Origin of the sequence: Rathayibacter sp. AY1E6, from assembly GCF_002931115.1 — a bacterium.
GTDB lineage: Bacteria > Actinomycetota > Actinomycetes > Actinomycetales > Microbacteriaceae > Rathayibacter.
On record NZ_PSVK01000004.1, the window covers coordinates 268,392 to 286,901 of the forward strand.

An 18,510-nucleotide genomic window follows, 5' to 3' on the forward strand; every position below is an offset into this window, starting at 1 on the left:
GGCTCCTCGCTTGCCGACCCCGAGCCGTTTCGCCTACGCTGACCGGGGGCTTTGTGAACGGTCACATCGCCCGAGCGAGGAGCATGATGGACCAGCGCAGGCCCACCCCCGCCGACGTGATCACGAGCGGCGCCACCGCCCTCGGCATCGAGCTCGGCTCCACCCGGATCAAGGCGTGCCTGGTCGACGCGGCCGACCCGTCCGTGGTCCTCGCCGTCGGCAGCCACGAGTGGGAGAACCAGTTCGTCGACCGCCGCTGGACCTACTCCCTCGACGCCGTCCACGCGGGCCTCCAGGCCGCCTACGCGGACCTCGTCGCCGACGCCTCCTCGCGCCACGGCGTGCAGCTCTCCTCCGTCGGGGCGCTCGGCGTCTCGGCGATGATGCACGGCTACCTCCCCTTCGATGCGGACGGCGGGCTGCTCGTCCCCTTCCGCACCTGGCGCAACACCAGCACAGGCCCCGCGTCGGCCGAGCTCACCGAGCTGTTCGGCGCCAACATCCCGCTGCGCTGGTCGCTCGCGCACCTGCACCAGGCGGTCCTCGACTCCGAGCCGCACGTCGAGCGGATCGACTTCCTCACCACCCTCGCCGGATACGTGCACTGGCGCCTCACCGGCGAGAAGGTCCTCGGAGTCGGCGACGCCTCCGGCATGGTCCCGACCGACCCGGCGACCCGCGACTACGACCAGCGTGTCGTCGACCTCTACGACGAGCGCGCGGCCGGCGCCGTGAAGCCCCTGCGCGAGCTGCTGCCCGCCGTGCTCCCCGCGGGCGCCGACGCCGGCTCGCTCACCGCCGAGGGCGCGCTCCTGCTCGACCCCACCGGCGCCCTCCGGCCCGGCGCCCCCGCCTGCCCGCCCGAGGGCGACGCCGGCACCGGCATGGTGGCGACCAACTCCGTCGCCCCGCGCACCGGCAACGTCAGCGCCGGCACCAGCATCTTCGCCATGGTCGTCCTCGAGGGCCCGCTGGAGAGCGTGCACCACGAGCTCGACCTCGTCGCGACCCCCGCCGGCGACCTCGTCGCGATGGTCCACTGCAACAACGGAGCCAGCGAGCTCGCCGGCTGGGTCGGCCTGTTCTCGCGGTTCGCCGCCGCGTCCGGCGGACCCTCCGACAGCGACGCCGTCTACGGCACCCTCTTCGCCGAGGCGCTCGAGGGCGAGGCGGACGCGGGCGGACTGCTCGCCTACAACCACCTCGCGGGCGAGCCGATCGCCGGGCTGGTCGAGGGCCGCCCGCTCGTCGTGCGCACTCCCGACTCGCGCCTCACGCTCGCCAACTTCATGCGCGCGCAGCTCTACGGCGTGTTCGGCACCCTGGCGCTGGGCATGCGCGTCCTCGCGGGCGAGGGCGTCCGGATCGACGAGATGTTCGCGCACGGAGGCATGTTCCGCACCGCCGGAGTCGCCCAGCGCTTCCTCGCCGGCGCGCTCGACGCCCCCGTCTCGGTCGCCGCGACCGCCTCCGAGGGCGGCCCGTGGGGCATGGCGGTGCTCGCCGCCTACCGCCTGCAGAGCGGAGTCGCGCTCGACGCGTACCTCACCGATCAGGTCTTCGGCGACTCCGGCTTCGAGACCGTCGCCCCCGACGCGGACGACGTCGCCGGCTTCTCCGCCTACCTCGAGCGCTACCGCGCCGGCCTCGCCGTCGAGCAGACCGCCGTCGAGACCCTCACCGACCCGCAGAACCAGGGAGCCACCGCATGACCACCCAGACCCCCGCCGTCGAGGAGGCGATCGCCCGCGTCCGCGAGGACGTCGCGCGGCTGCACTCCGAGCTCGTCCGCTACGGCCTCGTCATCTGGACCGGCGGCAACATCTCGGGCCGCGTGCCCGGCGCCGACCTCTTCGTGATCAAGCCCAGCGGCGTCTCCTACGACGACCTCGCGCCCGAGAACATGATCCTCTGCGACCTCGACGGGAACGTCGTCCCCGGCACCCCCGGCAGCGACCGCAGCCCCTCCAGCGACACCGCGGCCCACGCCTACGTGTACCGCGAGATGCCCGAGGTCGGCGGAGTCGTGCACACGCACTCCACCTACGCGACCGCGTGGGCGGCCCGCGCCGAGTCGATCCCCTGCGTCATCACCGCGATGGCCGACGAGTTCGGCGGGGAGATCCCCATCGGCCCGTTCGCGATCATCGGCGACGACTCCATCGGCCGCGGCATCGTCGCGACCCTCAGCGGCCACCGCTCGCGCGCGGTCCTGATGCAGAACCACGGCGTCTTCACCATCGGCAAGGACGCGAAGGACGCCGTCAAGGCGGCCGTCATGGCCGAGGACGTCGCCCGCACCGTGCACCTCGCGCGCCAGGGCGGCGAGCTCGTCCCCATCCCGCAGGAGTCGATCGACGCCCTGTTCGACCGCTACCAGAACGTCTACGGACAGAACCCCACCGGAGCCATCGCATGAGCGTGTACCAGAGCATCATCCCCGACCTCGCCACCCGCACCGTCTGGTTCCTGACCGGCAGCCAGGACCTCTACGGCGAGGACACCCTCCGCCAGGTCGCCGAGCAGTCGCAGGCCGTCGTCGCGCAGCTCAACGAGGCGAGCGCGATCCCCGTGACCGTCGAGTGGAAGCCGGTGCTGAAGAGCTCCGACGCCATCCGCCGCACCATGATCGAGGCGAACTCCGACGACTCCGTGGTGGGCGTCATCACCTGGATGCACACCTTCAGCCCCTCGAAGATGTGGATCCACGGTTTCGACGCGCTCGCCAAGCCGCTGCTGCACTTCCACACCCAGGCGAACGTCGCCCTGCCGTGGCAGGACATCGACTTCGACTTCATGAACCTCAACCAGGCCGCGCACGGCGACCGCGAGCACGGCTACATCCTCAGCCGGATGAGCGTGCCCCGGAAGACCGTCGTCGGCCACGCGAGCGACGCTCGCGTCACCGAGGCCATCGGCACCTGGTCGCGCGCGGCCGCAGGCTGGTCCGCCTCGCAGAGCATGAAGGTCGCCCGCTTCGGCGACAACATGCGCAACGTCGCCGTCACCGAGGGCGACAAGACCGAGGCCGAGATCCGCCTCGGCGTCAGCGTCAACACCTGGGGCGTGAACGAGCTCGTCGAGCGCGTCGACGCCGCCACCTCCGAGCAGATCGACGCCCTCGTCGCGGAGTACGTCGAGAGCTACGACGTGGTCCCCGAGCTGCTCCCCGGCGGCGAGCGCCACGAGTCGCTCCGCTACGGCGCCGCGGTCGAGATCGGCCTGCGCTCGTTCCTGGAGGAGGGCGGCTTCGAAGCGTTCACCGACAGCTTCGAGGACCTCGGCGGGCTCCGCCAGCTCCCCGGACTCGCCGTGCAGCGCCTCATGGCCGACGGCTACGGCTTCGGCGGAGAGGGCGACTGGAAGACCGCCGTCCTCATCCGCATCGCCGCCGTCATGGGCGCCGGCCTCCCCGGCGGCACCAGCCTGATGGAGGACTACACCTACGACATGACGCCCGGCGAGGAGCTCATCCTCGGCGCGCACATGCTCGAGGTGTCGCCGTCCCTGTCGTCGAAGCGCGCCTCGCTCGAGATCCACCCGCTGGGCATCGGCGGCCGCGAGGACCCGGTGCGCCTGGTCTTCACCGCCGACGCCGGCCCCGCCGTGGTGGTCGCCCTGAGCGACGTCCGCGAGCGCTTCCGCCTGGTCGCGAACAAGGTCCGGAACGTCGAGCCGCCCCAGACGCTCCCGCACCTGCCCGTCGGCCGCGCCGTCTGGCAGCCCGCCCCGGACTTCGGCACCAGCGCCGCCGCCTGGATCACCGCCGGTGCCGCGCACCACACGGTGATGACGACGCAGATCGGGCTGGAGGCGTGGGAGGACTTCGCCCGCATCGCCGGCGTCGAGCTCCTCGTGATCGACGAGTCGACCACCCTCCGCGGCTTCGAGTCCGACATCCGCTCGAACGCGGCGTACTACCGCCTCTCCCAGGGCCTATAGATCCTGCGAGGCCGGACGGCCGGCTCCCTGCGGGGGGCCGGCCGTTCCGTCGTTCCCGGCGAGCCGCCGGGTCGGGGCGGGGGGCCCGCCGCCGAGACCGACCTGGATCACGTCGGCGATCGAGGTCGGATCGCCCTCTCCGGCCCGTTCGGCGCCCGCTGCAGCGTCCCGGCCCCGGTTGCGGACGCGGTCGCAGCACGACGGAGGCCGGGAGGCCCGGACGGCCCTCGCGGGCAGTCGGTCCTTCCGGCCTCCGGGACGCAGGCGTGCGGCGGACGGTCAGTCGCGCGAGGTCGAGAACGCCGCGTCGAAGGCGTCGGCCGGCGGCGTGATCGCGTTGAGCTTCCGCACGAAGGCCAGGGCCTCGGGGGCGCCGTCGAGGCGGTCCATGCCGGCGTCCTCCCACTCGACGCTGGTCGGGCCGGTGTAGCCGATCGCGTTGAGCGCGCGGAACACCGGCTCCCACGGGACGGCGCCGTGCCCGGTCGAGACGAAGGTCCACCCGCGGCGCGGGTTCGCCCACGGCAGGTGCGAGCCGAGGACGCCGTTGCGGCCGTCGAGGTTGGTGACCGACTCCTTCACGTGAACGTGGAAGATGTGGTCGGCGAAGTCGAGCACGAACGCGACGCTGTCGAGCTGCTGCCAGACGAAGTGCGACGGGTCGAAGTTGAAGCCGAACGAGGCGCGGTGGCCGATCGCCTCGAGGGTGCGCTTGGCGGTCCAGTAGTCGTAGGCGATCTCGCTCGGGTGCACCTCGAGCGCGTAGCGGACGCCGACCTCCTCGAAGACGTCGAGGATCGGGTTCCAGCGGTCGGCGAAGTCCTGGTAGCCGGCGGCGATCCACTCGTCGGAGGCGGGCGGGAACATGGCCACGCCCTTCCAGATCGACGAGCCGGAGAAGCCGTTGACCTGCGTCACGCCGAGCGCGGCGGCGAAGCGGGCGGTGTCCTTGAGGTCCTGGGCGGCGCGCTGCCGGACGCCCTCGGGGTCGCCGTCGCCCCAGACGCGGTCGCTGAGGATGTCGCGGTGGCGCTCGTCGATCGGGTCGTCGCAGACCGCCTGGCCGGTGAGGTGGTTCGAGATCGCGAACACCTGGAGGCCGTTGCGCTCGAGGATGTCCTTCCGGCTCTGCACGTACTCCGCGTCGTCCCAGCGCGCCACGTCGATGTGGTCGCCCCAGCAGGCGATCTCGAGGCCGTCGTAGCCCCACTCCCCCGCGAGGCGCGCCACCTCCTCGAAGGGGAGGTCCGCCCACTGGCCGGTGAAGAGGGTGATCGGTCGCGTCATCGCGGATTCCTAACTCTCGACTCCCGCGCGCCGTCGCACCGGGAGAGGTAATTTGAGGGTTCACGCAACATATCAGGCACTCCCGCGAGCCCGAAAGGAACCGATCATCGCCCCGATCGCCGGCGCACTGTCGCGCACGCCCACCCTCGTCACCGCCACTGCGGCCCCGACCTGGGAGGAGGGCCTGATCGTCGGCAGCGGCCGCGTCGGCGCCGTGGTGCACGGCCCGGCCGACTCCCTGACCGTCCCGCTCGCCCACGAGCGCTGGTTCCTCCCCGTCAATCCGCGCCCGGACGCGCCCGACCTCGCCGGCGTCCGCGACGAGCTGCGCGGCGCCCTGCTGGCCGGCGACTCCGACACCGCCACCGCCCTGCTCGCCCGCGCCGCCCGCGACAGCGGCTACGACGGCGGCCTGATCTGGACCGACCCGCTCGGCCTCTGCGCGACCGTCACGCTGCGCACCCCCGGCGGCGTCGCCTCCGCGGTCCGCCTGATCGATCCGCTCGGCGGCGAGGCCGCGGTGGAGTGGACCGACGAGGACGGCGGCCGCCACGCCGTGCGCCTGCTCGCCCCGCACGGCGGCGAGGGCGTCCGGCTGGCTCTGGAGTCCTCCGCGGACACCGTCGTCACCGTCGAGCTCGCGCTCGGGGCCGGCGAGGCGACCTCCTTCGACACCGGCGTGCCCGACGCCTCGGCCGTGGTCTCGTCGCACGTCGAGGGCGGCGCCTCCGCGGTGCTCACGGCCGAGGCGGGCGAGGGCCCGACCGCGATCCGCGCCGTGACGCGGGCGACGAGCGGAGCGACGTGGCGCGTGGCCGGGGGCGCCGCCGTCTCGGACGTGGAGATCTCCGCGGGGGTCGCCCGCGTGCTCCGGCTGGACGTCGCGATCGGCGCGGCTCCCGACGCCTCCGCCGACCTCTCCTGGGAGGAGCTGCGCGACGCCCAGCGCGAGGGGCACGGCCGGCTGGTCGGCGCCTCCGTGCTGGATCTCGACGGCGCCTCCGACGCCGAGCTGACCGAGGACCTGTGGGACGCCGCCCGCTCCGGCGACGCGGGCGCCCGTCGCCGCGTGGTCGAGCTGGCCTGGCTGAGCGGCCGTGCGAACATCGTCGCGTCGACCGGCGAGCTGCCGCCGACGCTGCAGGGCGTCTGGCAGGGCACCTGGCGGCCGGCCTGGTCGGCCGACTACACGCTGAACGGCAACGTGCAGAACGGCGCGATGGCGGGGATGATCCCGACCGGCACGCCCGAGCTGGCGCTGTCGATCCTGGAGCTGGTGCTGCCGCACCTCGACGACTACCGCGAGAACGCGCGCCTCGTCTACGGGGCGGAGGGGATGCTCCTGCCGTCGCGGATGTCGACCCACGGCCGCGCCGACCACTTCGTGGCGAGCTACCCGCACCTCTTCTGGACGGGCTGCGGCGGCTGGGTGCTGCGCCTGGCCGCCGACGCCGTCGCGGCCACGGGAGACCGCGGCATCGTCGACGACCGGCTGTGGGAGCTGGCCGAGGGCGTGCTGCGCTTCGCCGAGACCGGGACGACCGTGGTCGACGGGGTGCGCCGGATCGTCCCCTCCTACTCCCCCGAGAACACACCGGGTGGTGCGCGCTCGCCGATAGCGGTCGATGCGACGATCGACGTCGCCGTGCTGCGGGACGCCGCGCGGGCGACGGCGCTGCTCGGCCGGGCCCGCGGCGACGACTCGCTCGACGAGCGCTGGGCGCGGGTGGTGGCGGAGCTGCCGGAGTACCGGGTCGCCGAGGACGGCACGCTGGCGGAGTGGATCGACCCGCGGTTCGCGGAGGAGATCGCGCACCGGCACGCGTCGCAGCTGTACCCGCTCTGGTACGCGGGCGACGCTGCCTTCGAGGGGCCCGGCGCCTCCGCGGTGCGGCTGCGGGCCGCCGCGGCGGCGACGGTGGCGGCGAAGATCGCGTGGCGGGCCGAGGCGCCGACCGCTCCTCCCGGGCGGATGGAGATGGCGTTCGGGCTGGTGCAGGTGGGCGTCGCGGCGGCGGCGCTGGGTGACGGGGAGGCGGCGCTGACCTGCGCGGAGTGGCTCGCGGTCGAGCACTGGTCACCGACGCTGACGACCCGGCACGACGCGGGGCGGATCTTCAACCTCGACGCCAGCGGCGGACTGCCGGGGCTCGTGGCGGCGATGCTGCTGGGATCGGATGACGAGACGCTGACGGTGCTGCCGGCACTGCCGTCCGCGTGGGCGCGGGGTGCCGTGACAGGGCTGCGCGCGCGCGGCGGGGTGGTCGTGGACCGGCTGGAGTGGTCGCCGGGACGGGCGTCGCTGTGGGTGCGGCGGGTGCCGGGCGCGGAGTGGCTGGCACCGGCGGGCGGGACGCGGGTGCGCACGCTGCGCGACGCGGTGCTGCGGGTCGACGGGCGCGAGGTGTCGGGCGGGCTGGAGCTCGGTGCGGAGGCGGTGCGCGTCGACGTGGAGTGGCGCGGCTGAGGGCGCTGCGGAGGGTCCGGCTGCGGCACGCGGAACGAGCTCCGGTCCGCCGACTGAGGCGGAGCAGCGCACCGGGCGTCGTCCCCGCTGGCCGCCGGACCCGCCGTGTGGCCGCGTCGACGTGAGAACGAGACGCGAGCAGGATGCGGTGGGGGGGTCGGGTCAGCTCCGCGAGTGCCCGTAGCGGTCGTAGACGCGGTTGCGGGCCGCCCGCTCGGCGGCGGGCAGGCGCTGCGCGTCGGCGATCTCGTAGACGCCGAAGGTGTCGCGCAGGCGCGAGGCCGGGTCGACCTCGACGAAGGTGCACCAGGGCAGCCAGTGGTGGTGGCTGCGCAGGGTCTGGGTCGCGAAGTCGCCGCTCTCGTGGCCGAGGCCGGGCATCGCGTAGCCGATGCTGCCGTCGACGTCGGTCGACTGGCGGGTGTTGCGGTGCAGGAACTCGGCGAAATCGAGGTAGTGCTCGTCGCCCGTGATCAGGTGCAGTCGGTAGTAGCTGTACGAGCAGGCCGCCATGTAGACGTCGGCGCCGCCGCCGAGGGTGATGATGCTCTGTCCGCTGATCGAGTACCGGTTGAAGGGATGCGCCCAGGGCGCGCGGACCGGGAAGGACCACGCGTAGGTCCAGGTCTCCGTGTAGTCGGCGGCGCGGACGGCGCCCTCCAGCCAGCGCGGCTCCTCCGTCAGGTCGTACAGCGCGAGGAAGCCGAACAGCCCGTAGATGCCCGCCTCCTTGTCCTGGATGTCGGCGTTGTCGCAGGTGCCGCCGCGGTACTCCAGCGTGCGGTGGATGTTCGCGAACGACCACTCGCCGGCGCGCACGGCGGACGCGCGGTAGCGCCCCTCCCCCGTCACGAGGTGCAGCTGCACGAGGAAGCGGATCACGCTCGGGGTGTTCGAGCGCGAGTCCATCCGCACCGACCCGTCGGCGTTGTAGGCGCGGTGGAAGCTGCCGTCGGCGTCCTGCACCTCGAGCAGCCAGTCGGCGGTCCGCCGGCAGAACTCGAGCCAGAGCGGGCGCTCGTCGCCGAGGTCGCGCAGGTGCAGGTAGGCGTCGAGGATCGCCTCGACGCCGTCGGCGAGCATCCGCAGGTAGTGCGGGTACGGCTCGAAGCCGCCGAGCGAGGGGTTGAAGCACATCCGCGGCGGGCCCGACTCGGGCAGCGCGGTCCGCGCCCAGAAGTCGACGATGCCGACGCCCTGCTCGAACGCCTCGGGCACGCCCTCGCGGTCCCCGTAGCGCAGCAGCTGGTAGCCGATGCCGGGCTGCTGCCCGACGAAGCCGAACTGGAACGAGACGCTCGAGACGTCCAGGTCCGGCAGCTGGCAGGCGAACGGCAGGCCCCAGGAGTCGCCGTAGCGGCGGGTGAGGCGCTGGAGGATCGCCATGCCGTGGTGGAAGTGCCGCTCGTTGTCGACCTCGAACAGGTCGTCGCGGAGCCGGGCGTAGGTGCTGCGCCAGGTGGCGCGCATCATCGTCGCGAAGTCGTCGTACCGGCCGAGGTCGACCGCGACGGCGTAGCGCTGGCGGAAGCCGACCTCGACCGGGTGGTTCACCCGCTGCAGGGCCTTCGGGGCGGCGTCGTAGTCGAGGCCGGAGTAGGGGTTGTCGATCGTGCGCTCGCCGTCGGCGCCCGGGTGGACGTAGTCGATCGACAGGCCCGCGGGCGGCACGTCGAGCGGGGTCCGCACGCCGAAGCCGTAGTAGAGGTAGTTCAGCGTCGTGCCCTGCGGGCGGCTCAGGCCGATCGAGCCGACGGTGCAGTCCGGGTCGGTGAAGTTCTCGGAGCGGACCACGTCCAGGCGCGGCAGCGTCGCGTCGGCCGCCCAGCGCGAGAGCGCCACGGTCTCGCCGGTCGCGAGGCTCTGCGCGGCGAACAGCGGCAGCGCGTAGTGCGTCTCGGTGCGCCAGAAGTACTCGCTGCCGGGGTCGCGGCCCATCGCGTCGGCGGGCCCGAAGGCGTTGTCGCGGTACCAGGCGCCGGGGGCGAAGCACTCGTAGTCGCGGAGGTCGTCGGACCCGGTCAGCCCGAGCGAGACGGCGGTGGAGAAGCCGAGGTCGCCGCCGGCCGCCAGCACCTCGACGTCGCGGTGCACGGAGAAGCCGTCGCCCGCGACGCGCCAGACGTCGGTGACGGCGAAGGCCGACCCGGAGCGGACGGTGATCGTCCCGCTCGCGGTGATCGCCCCCTCCGACAGCGAGACGTCGTCGTAGGGCGCGCCGGAGTACTCGCTGATCGCGGCGACGGTCTTGACCGTGACGCGCAGCGGCCGGTCGTTCGCGTAGAGGACGCGCTCGCCCGCGAGCACCTCGAGGCCGCCCGCCTCGACGCGGAGGGTGTAGTCGCCGGAGCGCAGTTCCACGGTGATTCCTTCCCGGAGGGTCATCTCAGCTCTTCTCGTCGTCCGCGCGGGGGCCGGCCGATCGGGCGGCCCCGGCCGGCTCGTCCTCGAGCCGCTGCGCCCCCGGATCGAAGCGCCGCGAGCCCGGCCGGAACAGCAGCGCCACGCCGCCCTCGACCAGGCCCGCGAGCAGCAGCAGGATCGCGAACGGGATCAGCGAGATCTCGGCCCACGCGCCCATCACCGGCATCACCAGTCCGGCCGCCGTGAAGCTGACCGTGCCGAGGATCGCCGTGACGCTGCCCGCCTCGCTCGACGGGCCCTGCAGCGAGAGGTACTGCACCGGGGCGAAGCCGAGCGAGCGGCCGGCCAGCGCGAACGTCAGCGCGCCGACGACGACGAGCAGCGGCTGCGTGCCGGTGAGCGCGAGCACCGCGACCACGACGGCGCCGAGCGCCGTGACGATCGCCGAGGCGGACATCGCGAACCGGGGTCCGAACCGCGGCACGATCACCCGTCCCGTCGTCTGCCCGACCGCGATCGTCACGAGCGAGGTGACCAGGAACAGCAGCCCGTACAGGTCGGGACCGACCGCGTAGACGTTCGTGTAGAGGAAGGGAGCGGTCGCGAGATACGCGAAGCCGACCGACCAGCCCGCGGCCGAGGCGGCGGCGAGCGCCAGCACGCGCGGCCGGCGGAGCATCCCGAAGGAGTTGCGCAGCGACGGGCCGAGCCCGCCCTGGTGCCGCCGCTCGCGGGGCAGCGTCTCGGGCAGCACCAGGAGCGCGATCACGGTCGCGAGCGCTCCCCAGGCGGCGACCGCGAGGAAGGAGCCGCGCCAGTCGATCACCTTGGTCAGCTGCGCGCCGACGGAGGGCACCAGGATCGGGAAGACCGAGACGATCACGGCGAGGTTCGCGAGCATCGTGACGAGCCGCTTGCCGCTGTAGAGGTCGCGGACGATGGCGGTGACGACGACGCCCGCGGCGGTGCAGGCGGCGCCCTGGACGAAGCGGGCCGAGAGCAGCACGGCGGTGTCGGAGGTCATCGCCGCGACGAGGCTCGCCGCGATGTGCAGCGCCGCCGAGACGCCGAGCGGCCACTTGCGGCCGACCGCGTCGCTGAGCGGTCCGGAGACGAGCTGGCCGGCCGCGAAGCCGAAGGTGGCGCCGGTGACGACCAGCTGGGCGGTCGCCACCGAGACGCCGAGATCGTCCTGCAGCGTCGGCAGGAACGGCAGCACCAGGTCGATGGTGAGCGGCCCGAAGCCGACGAGCATCGCGAAGATCGGCAGCAGGAGGCGGCCGCGGGGCATCGCTTGGACGGCGGGGGAGGCGGTCATGAGCGCGGAGCGCAGGTCACGGAGGGGATCCTGTCCATCAGCTCCCGGCCGAGACCGGGAAGTAGAGCGAGAAGGGTTCGTCGACGACCTCGTGCAGAGGCCGGAAGCGGACGGCGGCGGGCTGGCCGACGGCGCGGTAGCCGCGCAGCCACTGGGTCCACTGCCGCTCGTTGTCGGGGGCGAGCAGGGCGGGGGCGTCCTCGAGGCGCCCCCGCAGCGCGATCTCGCGGTCGACGAGGCCGGCCAGCACGATCGGGCCCTCGACGAAGGCGACCGTGCCCGGCTCGTCCGGGATCGGCACGGCGCGGATCTCGGTGCCGAAGGCGAGGTCGACGCTCGTGCGGCCACCGGGGTGCTCGATCAGGAGCGCGCCGTCGCCCGCCCGAACGCGCTCGGCGTCGCCCGCGACCCCCGGCTCGCCGACGGTCCACTCCGGCACCCGCAGCCGCACCTGCAGCGCGACCCCCTCCTCCGAGACGATCTCGACCCGGATCCGCGAGGCGGTGGGGCGGTGCACGTCGCCCGCGGCACCCGCGTTGGCGTCCGGGCCGACGTAGCCGGCGGTGTCGAGCACCTCGACCCGCACCGCCGCGTCGCCGGCGGCGGTCGGCAGGCGCAGGCTCGCGTCGACGTGCTGCGCGATCGTCAGCTCGGCGTCGCCGCCGCGGTAGAAGACGAGCCCGGAGTGGCGCGTGTGCGCCTGCACCAGCGTGCCGTGGCAGCACCAGAAGTCCTCGGTCGGGCTGCCCCAGTCCTTGCGGGCGCCGCCCTCGAGCGGCAGGAAGTAGGCGACCATCCCGGTCCGCGGGTTCTGCTGGGCGAGGAGGCCGTTCCAGAGGTTCCGCTCGATGTAGTCGGCGTAGGCGAGGTCGCCGGTCCAGCGCAGCAGCACGTCGGCCAGCCGGATCATGTTGTAGACGACGCAGTGCTCCTGCGTCTTCTCGCCGCGGCGAGCGGCGAACGCGAAGGGCGGCGTCCAGATCTCGCCGGAGGTCTGACCGCCCGTGCAGAAGGTGCCGCGGAGGGTGACCGCCTGCTCCCAGTAGGCCTCGACGATCCTCCGCCAGCGCTCGTCGCCGGTGACCTCGTAGGCGCGGGCGGCGCCGAGGACCTCGGGGATCGTGGTGTTGGCGTGCATGTTGGTCAGCACGTCGCGGCCCTCGAGCAGGCCCTCGAAGAGGGAGCGGCGGTCGTAGCGGCCCAGTAGCTCGGTGTAGACGGGGTCGCCGGTGATCGCGAGGAGGTCGGCCCAGACCTCGAGCATGCCGCCGGTCTCGACCTCGAGGATCTCCTGGAACGCGGCGTCGTCGAATCCGCGGACCCACTCCAGCAGCGGGACCGTGGCGGCCCGCGCCATCCGCAGCGCCCGCTCGTCGCCGAGGTCGAGGTGCAGGTCGACGAGGCCCATCAGCAGCTTGTGCATCGCGTACTGCGGCGCCCAGATGGGGCGGCCGGTCGCGAGGCGGTCGAGGTAGCCGCGCGGGATCGCCCAGATCCAGCCTCCGCCGTTCTCCTCCTGGCAGCGCTCGAGTCCGTCGAGCACGGAGTCGATCCGGACGCGCAGCAGCGGGTCGCCGGTGACCGCGACCTCGCGGGCCGCTGCGGAGAGCCAGTGGCCGAGGAAGTGCCCGCGCAGCTGCGAGCCCGGCGTCTCCCAGCCCCAGTGCCGGTCGAGGCCGCGGGCCTCGCGCGAGTCCTGCGAGGGGTGCAGGTGCCAGCCCTGGTCGCCGATCCCGGCCTCGATCAGGAAGTTCTGCAGCAGCCCCTCGTCGGTGAGCGAGAGGAGGTAGTCGCGGTTGAGCCGCCGCCGCGCGTCGAGCACCCCGCGCTCCAGGCGGGTCTCGTGCGGGGCCGGGTGGGTCAGCGGCATGGGTGCTCCTCGTCGAGGCGGTGGGTGGTGGGGATGAGCGGCGCGAGCGGTGGTCGATCGGCGCGGGTCGATCCGCGCGGTGGTCCATCCGACCGAGGGTCGAGATCGATCTCTCGCTGTACTCAGACCAGGATCGACGATAGGAATGGGGACATGCAATCCCCGAGAGTGATCCATCTCGTCGCCGATGACGTGTCCGCCCTCCTCACTCAGTCGGGAGGCGACCTGCCCGTGCTGCTGCACTGGGGTCCGCGACTCGACGCGAGCGACGACGATCTCGCAGCTTTCGCAAGAACTCCCGTGCGGACGGGGATCGAGGGCTCCTCCGACGTCCCCTACGAGCCCGGGATCCTGCCCGAGCACACCTTCGGCTGGGCCGGCCTGCCGGGTCTCCGGGTGCACCGGGAGGGCGCCGGCTGGTCGCCGAGACTGACCGTGGACACCGTCTCGGTGGACGGGGAAGACCTCGCGGAGGGCGCGGTCGCGCAGGCCGGCAGCGCCGCTGTGACCGTCGAGGCGCACGACGCGCAGGCCCGGATCGGGGTCGTCGTAGAGATCGTTCTCTCTCCTGCCGGACTGCTCAGGACCCGCGTCTCGGTCCGCAACGACGGCGCCGGGCACCTGGAGGTGATCGGCGTCGACCCCGCCCTCCGGATCCCGACCGAGGCCCGCGAGATCCTGGACTTCTCCGGCCGCTGGGGCACCGAGAAGATCCCCCAGCGCCACCCCGTCGTCACCGGCACCCACTCCCGCTCCTCGCGGCGCGGCCGCACCGGCCTGGACGCGACGACGGTCGTCGCGGTCGGCACCCCCGGCTTCGACTCCGCCGACGGGCGGGTCTGGCTCTGCCACGTCGGCATCGGCGGCAACCACGAGCACGCGGTGGAGCGCGGCGACGGCTGGCTCGCCTTCCGCGGCGGCGAGCTGCTCCTGCCCGGCGAGGTGCGCCTCGCGAGCGGCGAGAGCTACTCCTCCCCCTGGATCTCCGGCAGCTTCGGCCACGGCCTCGACGCCGCGGCCGCCCGCTTCCACGCCCACCTCCGCGGGGTCTCCCGCTCCTCGCGCCGGCCGCGCCCGGTGACGCTCAACGTCTGGGAGGCGGTCTACTTCGACCAGGACCTCGCCGTCCTCGCCGAGCTGGCCGACCGAGCCGCCGCCCTCGGGGTCGAGCGCTACGTGCTCGACGACGGCTGGTTCCTCGGCCGCAGCGACGACCGCGCCGGCCTCGGCGACTGGACGCCCGACCCCGTCGCCTGGCCCGACGGCCTCCTCCCCCTCGCCGAGCACGTCCGCGGCCTGGGCATGGAGTTCGGCCTCTGGGTCGAGCCCGAGATGATCAACGAGGACTCCGACCTCGCCCGCGCGCACCCCGACTGGATCCTGCGGGCCCGCGAGGAGCTGCCGCCGCGGTTCCGCTTCCAGCAGGTGCTCGACCTGACGAACCCCGACGCGTTCGCGCACATCCTCGGCGTGCTCGACGGCCTGGTCGCCGACCTCGGCGTCGCGTACCTCAAGTGGGACCACAACCGCGACCTGATCGACGCGGGCCACCCCGCCACCGGGACGGCCGCGGTGCACGAGCAGACGCTCGCGCTGTACCGGCTGATCGACGAGCTGCGCGCCCGGCACCCGGAGCTCGAGATCGAGAGCTGCGCCTCCGGCGGCGGCCGGGTCGACCTGGGGATCCTCGAGCGCACCGACCGCGTGCACACCTCCGACAACCAGGACCCGCTGGACCGCTCGCGGATGCTGCGCTGGACCGGGCTGCTCGTGCCGCCGGAGATGCTCGGCTCGCACGTCGCCTCGCCGGTCAACTCCGTCACCGGTCGCACCAGCGACCTGCACACCCGCTGCGCGATCGCCTTCCTCGGCCACTTCGGGATCGAGTGGGACCTCCGCGAGCTGGACGCGGAGGAGGAGCCCGTGCTGGCGGGCTGGATCGCGGCGTACCGCGAGCACCGCGGCCTGATCGCGACCGGCCGGGTCGTCGGGGGCGACGACTCCGACCCCGACGCGCCGTCGCTGCGCGGCGTCGTCGCGCCGGACGGCTCGGAGGCGCTGTACACGCTGGTCACGCCCGCGCTGACCGCGGACTCGCGCCGCCGCGTCCGCCTCCCGGGCCTGGATCCGCGGGCGCGCTACCGGATCGAGACCGCGCGCCCCGGCTCGCTCGGCCCGCCCTGGCAGAGCCCGCACTGGCTGGAGTCGACGGTGCCGCTGGACTCCGACGCCCCGGCCCCCGCCTACTCGGGGAGCCTGCTGGGCGAGGCGGGCCTGGACCTGCCGACCTTCCACGCCGACCGCGCGATCGTCCTGCGGCTCGTCCGCGAGACCGCGTGAGCACCGCCGCCGACCCCGGCGTCCTCGACACCGCCGCCGCCGGAACCGCCGCCGCCGACCCGTCCGCCACCACCCTGGAGCACCCCGTGAACAGCACCGTCACCGTCGACCTCGACCGCCCCGGCGCCACCATCAGCCGCCACCTCTACGGCCACTTCGCCGAGCACCTCGGCCGGTGCATCTACGACGGCTTCTGGGTCGGCGAGGACTCGCCCGTCCCGAACGAGGGCGGGATCCGCCTGGACGTCGTCGAGGCCCTCCGCGCCCTCGACATCCCCAACCTCCGCTGGCCCGGCGGCTGCTTCGCCGACCGCTACCACTGGACCAACGGCATCGGCCCGCGCGAGGAGCGTCCCGGCCTGATCAACACCCAGTGGGGCGGAGTCGCGGAGGACAACTCCTTCGGCACCCACGAGTTCATGGCGCTCTGCGAGCTGCTCGGCGCCGACGCCTACATCTCGGGCAACATCGGCTCCGGCACCGTGCAGGAGATGGCGGACTGGGCCGAGTACCTCACCGGCGCGGGCAAGTCGCCGATGGCCGACCTGCGCCGCTCCCACGGCCGGGAGGAGCCGTGGACCGTCCGCTTCTGGGGGCTCGGCAACGAGACCTGGGGCTGCGGCGGCAACATGCGCGCCGGCGCCTACGCCGACCTGGCGCGGCAGTTCGGGACCTTCGTGCAGAGCGGCAACGACACTCCGCTCTACCGCGTGGCGGCCGGAGCCGACGGCGCCGACACCCACTGGACGCAGACGCTGATGGAGGTGATCCCCGAGATCGAGGGGCACCCCTTCTCCTCCGTGCCGTGGGAGTCGGTCTCGGTGCACTACTACACGATCGGCGGCAGCTGGCACGCGAAGGGCAGCGCGACCGACTTCGACGCGGACACCTACTGGAGCACGATCGTGGCCGCGCAGGGGATCGAGGAGCTGCTCCGCTCGCACGCCGCGGTGATGGACGTCCACGACCCCGAGAAGAAGTACGGGATGGTGCTCGACGAGTGGGGCACCTGGTGGGACGTGGAGCCGGGGACCCACCCGGGCTTCCTCTTCCAGCAGAACACGATCCGCGACGCGATGGTCGCGGCCTGGCACTTCGACGTCTTCCACGGCTTCGCCGACCGCCTGACGATGGCGAACATCGCGCAGACGGTGAACGTGCTGCAGGCGATGCTGCTGACCGACCCGGACGGCGGCGAGATGGTCCGCACGCCGACGTACCACGTGTTCGAGATGAACAAGGGGCACCACGACGCGACGGTTCTGCCGACCACGGTCGCCGGCCCGACGCACGCGGTCGACGGCCGCGAGATACCCGTCGCCTCCGCCTCCGCCTCCACGAAGGACGGCCGCGTCCTGGTCTCGCTGACCAACGTCGACCTGGAGGAGCCGCTCGAGGTCTCCCTCGACTTCCGCGGCGGAACCGTGACCGGCGCGACCGGCCGCCTCCTCACCGCCGACCGCCCCGACGCGCACAACCGGCCCGGCGCCGCCGACGAGGTGACCCCCGTCGCCCTCGAGGGCATCGAGACCACGGCGACAGGACTGCGCGTCACGCTGCCCCCGCACTCCTTCGCGACCGTGACGCTGGAGCTGTCGTGATCGCCGCGCGCACGGAGGCCGCCCGCCGCCCGCCGATGGGCTGGAACAGCTGGGACTGCTTCGGCGCCTCGGTGACGGAGGAGGAGGTGCTCGCGAACGCCGAGTACCTCGCCGAGCACCTCCTGCCGCACGGCTGGGACACGGTCGTCGTCGACATCCAGTGGTACGAGCCCGATCCCGGCACGAGCGACTACCAGGAGGTGTCGGAGCCGGTGCTCGACGACTGGGGACGCCCGCAGCCCGCCGTCGGCCGCTTCCCCTCCGCGGCGACGGGCGGATTCACGGCGCTGGCCGCGCGCGTGCACGCCCTCGGCCTCCGCTTCGGGGTGCACCTGATGCGCGGCGTCCCCCGCCGAGCGGCCGAGCTCGGCCTGCCGGTGCTCGGGGCGGAGGCGACCTGCGCCGACATCGCCGACCGCGGGAACGTCTGCCCGTGGAACCCGGACAACTTCGGCGTCGACATGAGCGCGCCCGGCGCGCAGCAGTACTACGACTCCGTGATGGCGCAGCTGGCCTCGTGGGGCGTCGACTTCGTGAAGCTCGACGACGTGCTCTACCCGCCGATCCAGGCGGAGGAGATCGCCGCCCTCTCCCGCGCGATCGACGCGACCGGCCGCCCGATGGTGCTGAGCCTCTCCCCGGGCAAGCAGCTCTCGCTCGAGAACCTCGAGCTGCTGCGCTCGACCGCGCAGATGTGGCGGATCTCGGACGACTTCTGGGACGACTGGGCGCACCTGCACGAGCAGTTCCAGCGGGCGGCGCGCTGGGCACCGCACCAGCGCCCCGGCGCCTGGGCCGACGCCGACATGCTGCCGCTGGGGCGGATCGGCGTGCGCGCGCACGTGGGCGAGGACCGGCTCTCGCGGTTCACGCCCGCGGAGCAGCGGACGCTCGTGACGCTGTGGTGCCTGCTCCGCTCGCCGCTGATGATGGGCGGGCACCTCCCGGACACGCCCGCCGACACCCTGGCGCTGCTGACGAACGGCGACGTCCTCGCGCTGCTCGGCAGCGACGGCAGCCGCGAGATCGTCCGCGACGGCGACCTGGTGGTGTGGTCGGCGTGGCGCGGCGACGAGCAGTGGCGCGGAGTGTTCTGGCTGGGCTCGTCGGCGCGGTCCTACTCGGCGCACCTGGCCGACCTGGGCTGCTCCGGCGCGACCTCGGCCGTCGACGTGTGGAGCGGCGCCGAGCTGCCGATCGTCGGCGGCGCCGTCGAGCTCGAGCTCGAGCCGCACGGCTGCCGCCTGCTGCGCCTGGCCTGACGCGCGGGCGCCGGCCGGGGCGGGCGGGCCCGCCCCGGCCGGCGCCCGCGCGTCAGGCC

At 73.5% G+C, this 18,510-nt stretch carries 11 protein-coding genes; 7 read left to right on the forward strand and 4 right to left on the reverse strand.

Translation table 11 applies throughout. The features are described from left to right. The first annotated feature begins 86 nt into the window (after window positions 1–86). Genes C5C46_RS06325 through araA form a run of 3 tightly spaced genes read left to right on the forward strand, consistent with a single transcriptional unit; the run spans window position 87 to window position 3,942 of the window. Window positions 87–1,712 (forward strand): xylulokinase, encoded by a 1,626-nt coding sequence (locus C5C46_RS06325; RefSeq protein WP_104226054.1) that lies wholly within the window; start codon window positions 87–89, stop codon window positions 1,710–1,712. Next, the gene (locus tag C5C46_RS06330) at window positions 1,709–2,419 is read left to right on the forward strand and encodes an L-ribulose-5-phosphate 4-epimerase (RefSeq protein WP_104224687.1); all 711 of its coding nucleotides are present in this window, start codon (window positions 1,709–1,711) and stop codon (window positions 2,417–2,419) included. Before C5C46_RS06325 ends, C5C46_RS06330 begins: the two co-directional genes overlap by 4 nt. Next, the gene (gene araA / locus C5C46_RS06335) at window positions 2,416–3,942 is read left to right on the forward strand and encodes an L-arabinose isomerase (protein ID WP_104226055.1); all 1,527 of its coding nucleotides are present in this window, start codon (window positions 2,416–2,418) and stop codon (window positions 3,940–3,942) included. The genes C5C46_RS06330 and araA overlap by 4 nt, the downstream gene beginning before the upstream one ends. Before the next feature lie 279 nt (window positions 3,943–4,221). On the opposite strand, the gene C5C46_RS06340 is transcribed toward araA, so the two are convergent. Continuing rightward, window positions 4,222–5,229 carry a sugar phosphate isomerase/epimerase gene (locus C5C46_RS06340; protein ID WP_104226056.1) on the reverse strand — a complete coding sequence of 336 codons (1,008 nt, stop codon included), beginning with the start codon at window positions 5,227–5,229 and terminating at the stop codon, window positions 4,222–4,224. A gap of 52 nt (window positions 5,230–5,281) precedes the next feature. Between C5C46_RS06340 and C5C46_RS16550 the strand changes: the two genes are divergently transcribed. Beyond that, entirely contained in the window at window positions 5,282–7,696 is a 2,415-nt protein-coding gene (locus C5C46_RS16550; RefSeq protein WP_146078941.1) for a glycoside hydrolase family 95-like protein, read from the forward strand. 162 nt (window positions 7,697–7,858) lie between these two features. Here the strand turns inward: C5C46_RS16550 and C5C46_RS06350 are convergent, their stop codons facing one another. The 3 genes from C5C46_RS06350 to C5C46_RS06360 are packed head-to-tail and all read right to left on the reverse strand — an operon-like array spanning window position 7,859 to window position 13,248. Beyond that, complete coding sequence (locus tag C5C46_RS06350) at window positions 7,859–10,057, reverse strand: hypothetical protein (protein ID WP_104226082.1); 2,199 nt, start codon at window positions 10,055–10,057, stop codon at window positions 7,859–7,861. Window positions 10,058–10,082: 25 nt separating this feature from the next. Further along, window positions 10,083–11,378, reverse strand: coding sequence for a multidrug effflux MFS transporter (locus C5C46_RS06355; protein WP_104226058.1), 1,296 nt, complete (start codon window positions 11,376–11,378; stop codon window positions 10,083–10,085). Window positions 11,379–11,415: 37 nt separating this feature from the next. Next, window positions 11,416–13,248, reverse strand: coding sequence for a beta-L-arabinofuranosidase domain-containing protein (locus tag C5C46_RS06360; RefSeq protein ID WP_181136059.1), 1,833 nt, complete (start codon window positions 13,246–13,248; stop codon window positions 11,416–11,418). 153 nt (window positions 13,249–13,401) lie between these two features. Between C5C46_RS06360 and C5C46_RS06365 the strand changes: the two genes are divergently transcribed. The 3 genes from C5C46_RS06365 to C5C46_RS06375 are packed head-to-tail and all read left to right on the forward strand — an operon-like array spanning window position 13,402 to window position 18,451. After that, entirely contained in the window at window positions 13,402–15,588 is a 2,187-nt protein-coding gene (locus tag C5C46_RS06365; RefSeq protein ID WP_104226059.1) for an alpha-galactosidase, read from the forward strand. Then, entirely contained in the window at window positions 15,585–17,189 is a 1,605-nt protein-coding gene (locus C5C46_RS06370) for an alpha-L-arabinofuranosidase C-terminal domain-containing protein (protein ID WP_308471126.1), read from the forward strand. The genes C5C46_RS06365 and C5C46_RS06370 overlap by 4 nt, the downstream gene beginning before the upstream one ends. Continuing rightward, window positions 17,186–18,451, forward strand: coding sequence for a glycoside hydrolase family 27 protein (locus C5C46_RS06375; protein WP_258059368.1), 1,266 nt, complete (start codon window positions 17,186–17,188; stop codon window positions 18,449–18,451). The genes C5C46_RS06370 and C5C46_RS06375 overlap by 4 nt, the downstream gene beginning before the upstream one ends. The last annotated feature ends 59 nt before the right edge of the window (window positions 18,452–18,510 follow it).

Bases quoted from the DNA above. Each gene is read 5' to 3' on its own strand.
- C5C46_RS06325 (WP_104226054.1), top strand. From the start codon at position 87: ATGGACCAGCGCAGGCCCACCCCCGCCGACGTGATCACGAGCGGCGCC.
- C5C46_RS06330 (WP_104224687.1), top strand. From the start codon at position 1,709: ATGACCACCCAGACCCCCGCCGTCGAGGAGGCGATCGCCCGCGTCCGC.
- araA (WP_104226055.1), top strand. From the start codon at position 2,416: ATGAGCGTGTACCAGAGCATCATCCCCGACCTCGCCACCCGCACCGTC.
- C5C46_RS06340 (WP_104226056.1), bottom strand. From the start codon at position 5,229: ATGACGCGACCGATCACCCTCTTCACCGGCCAGTGGGCGGACCTCCCC.
- C5C46_RS06355 (WP_104226058.1), bottom strand. From the start codon at position 11,378: ATGACCGCCTCCCCCGCCGTCCAAGCGATGCCCCGCGGCCGCCTCCTG.
- C5C46_RS06360 (WP_181136059.1), bottom strand. From the start codon at position 13,248: ATGCCGCTGACCCACCCGGCCCCGCACGAGACCCGCCTGGAGCGCGGG.
- C5C46_RS06365 (WP_104226059.1), top strand. From the start codon at position 13,402: ATGCAATCCCCGAGAGTGATCCATCTCGTCGCCGATGACGTGTCCGCC.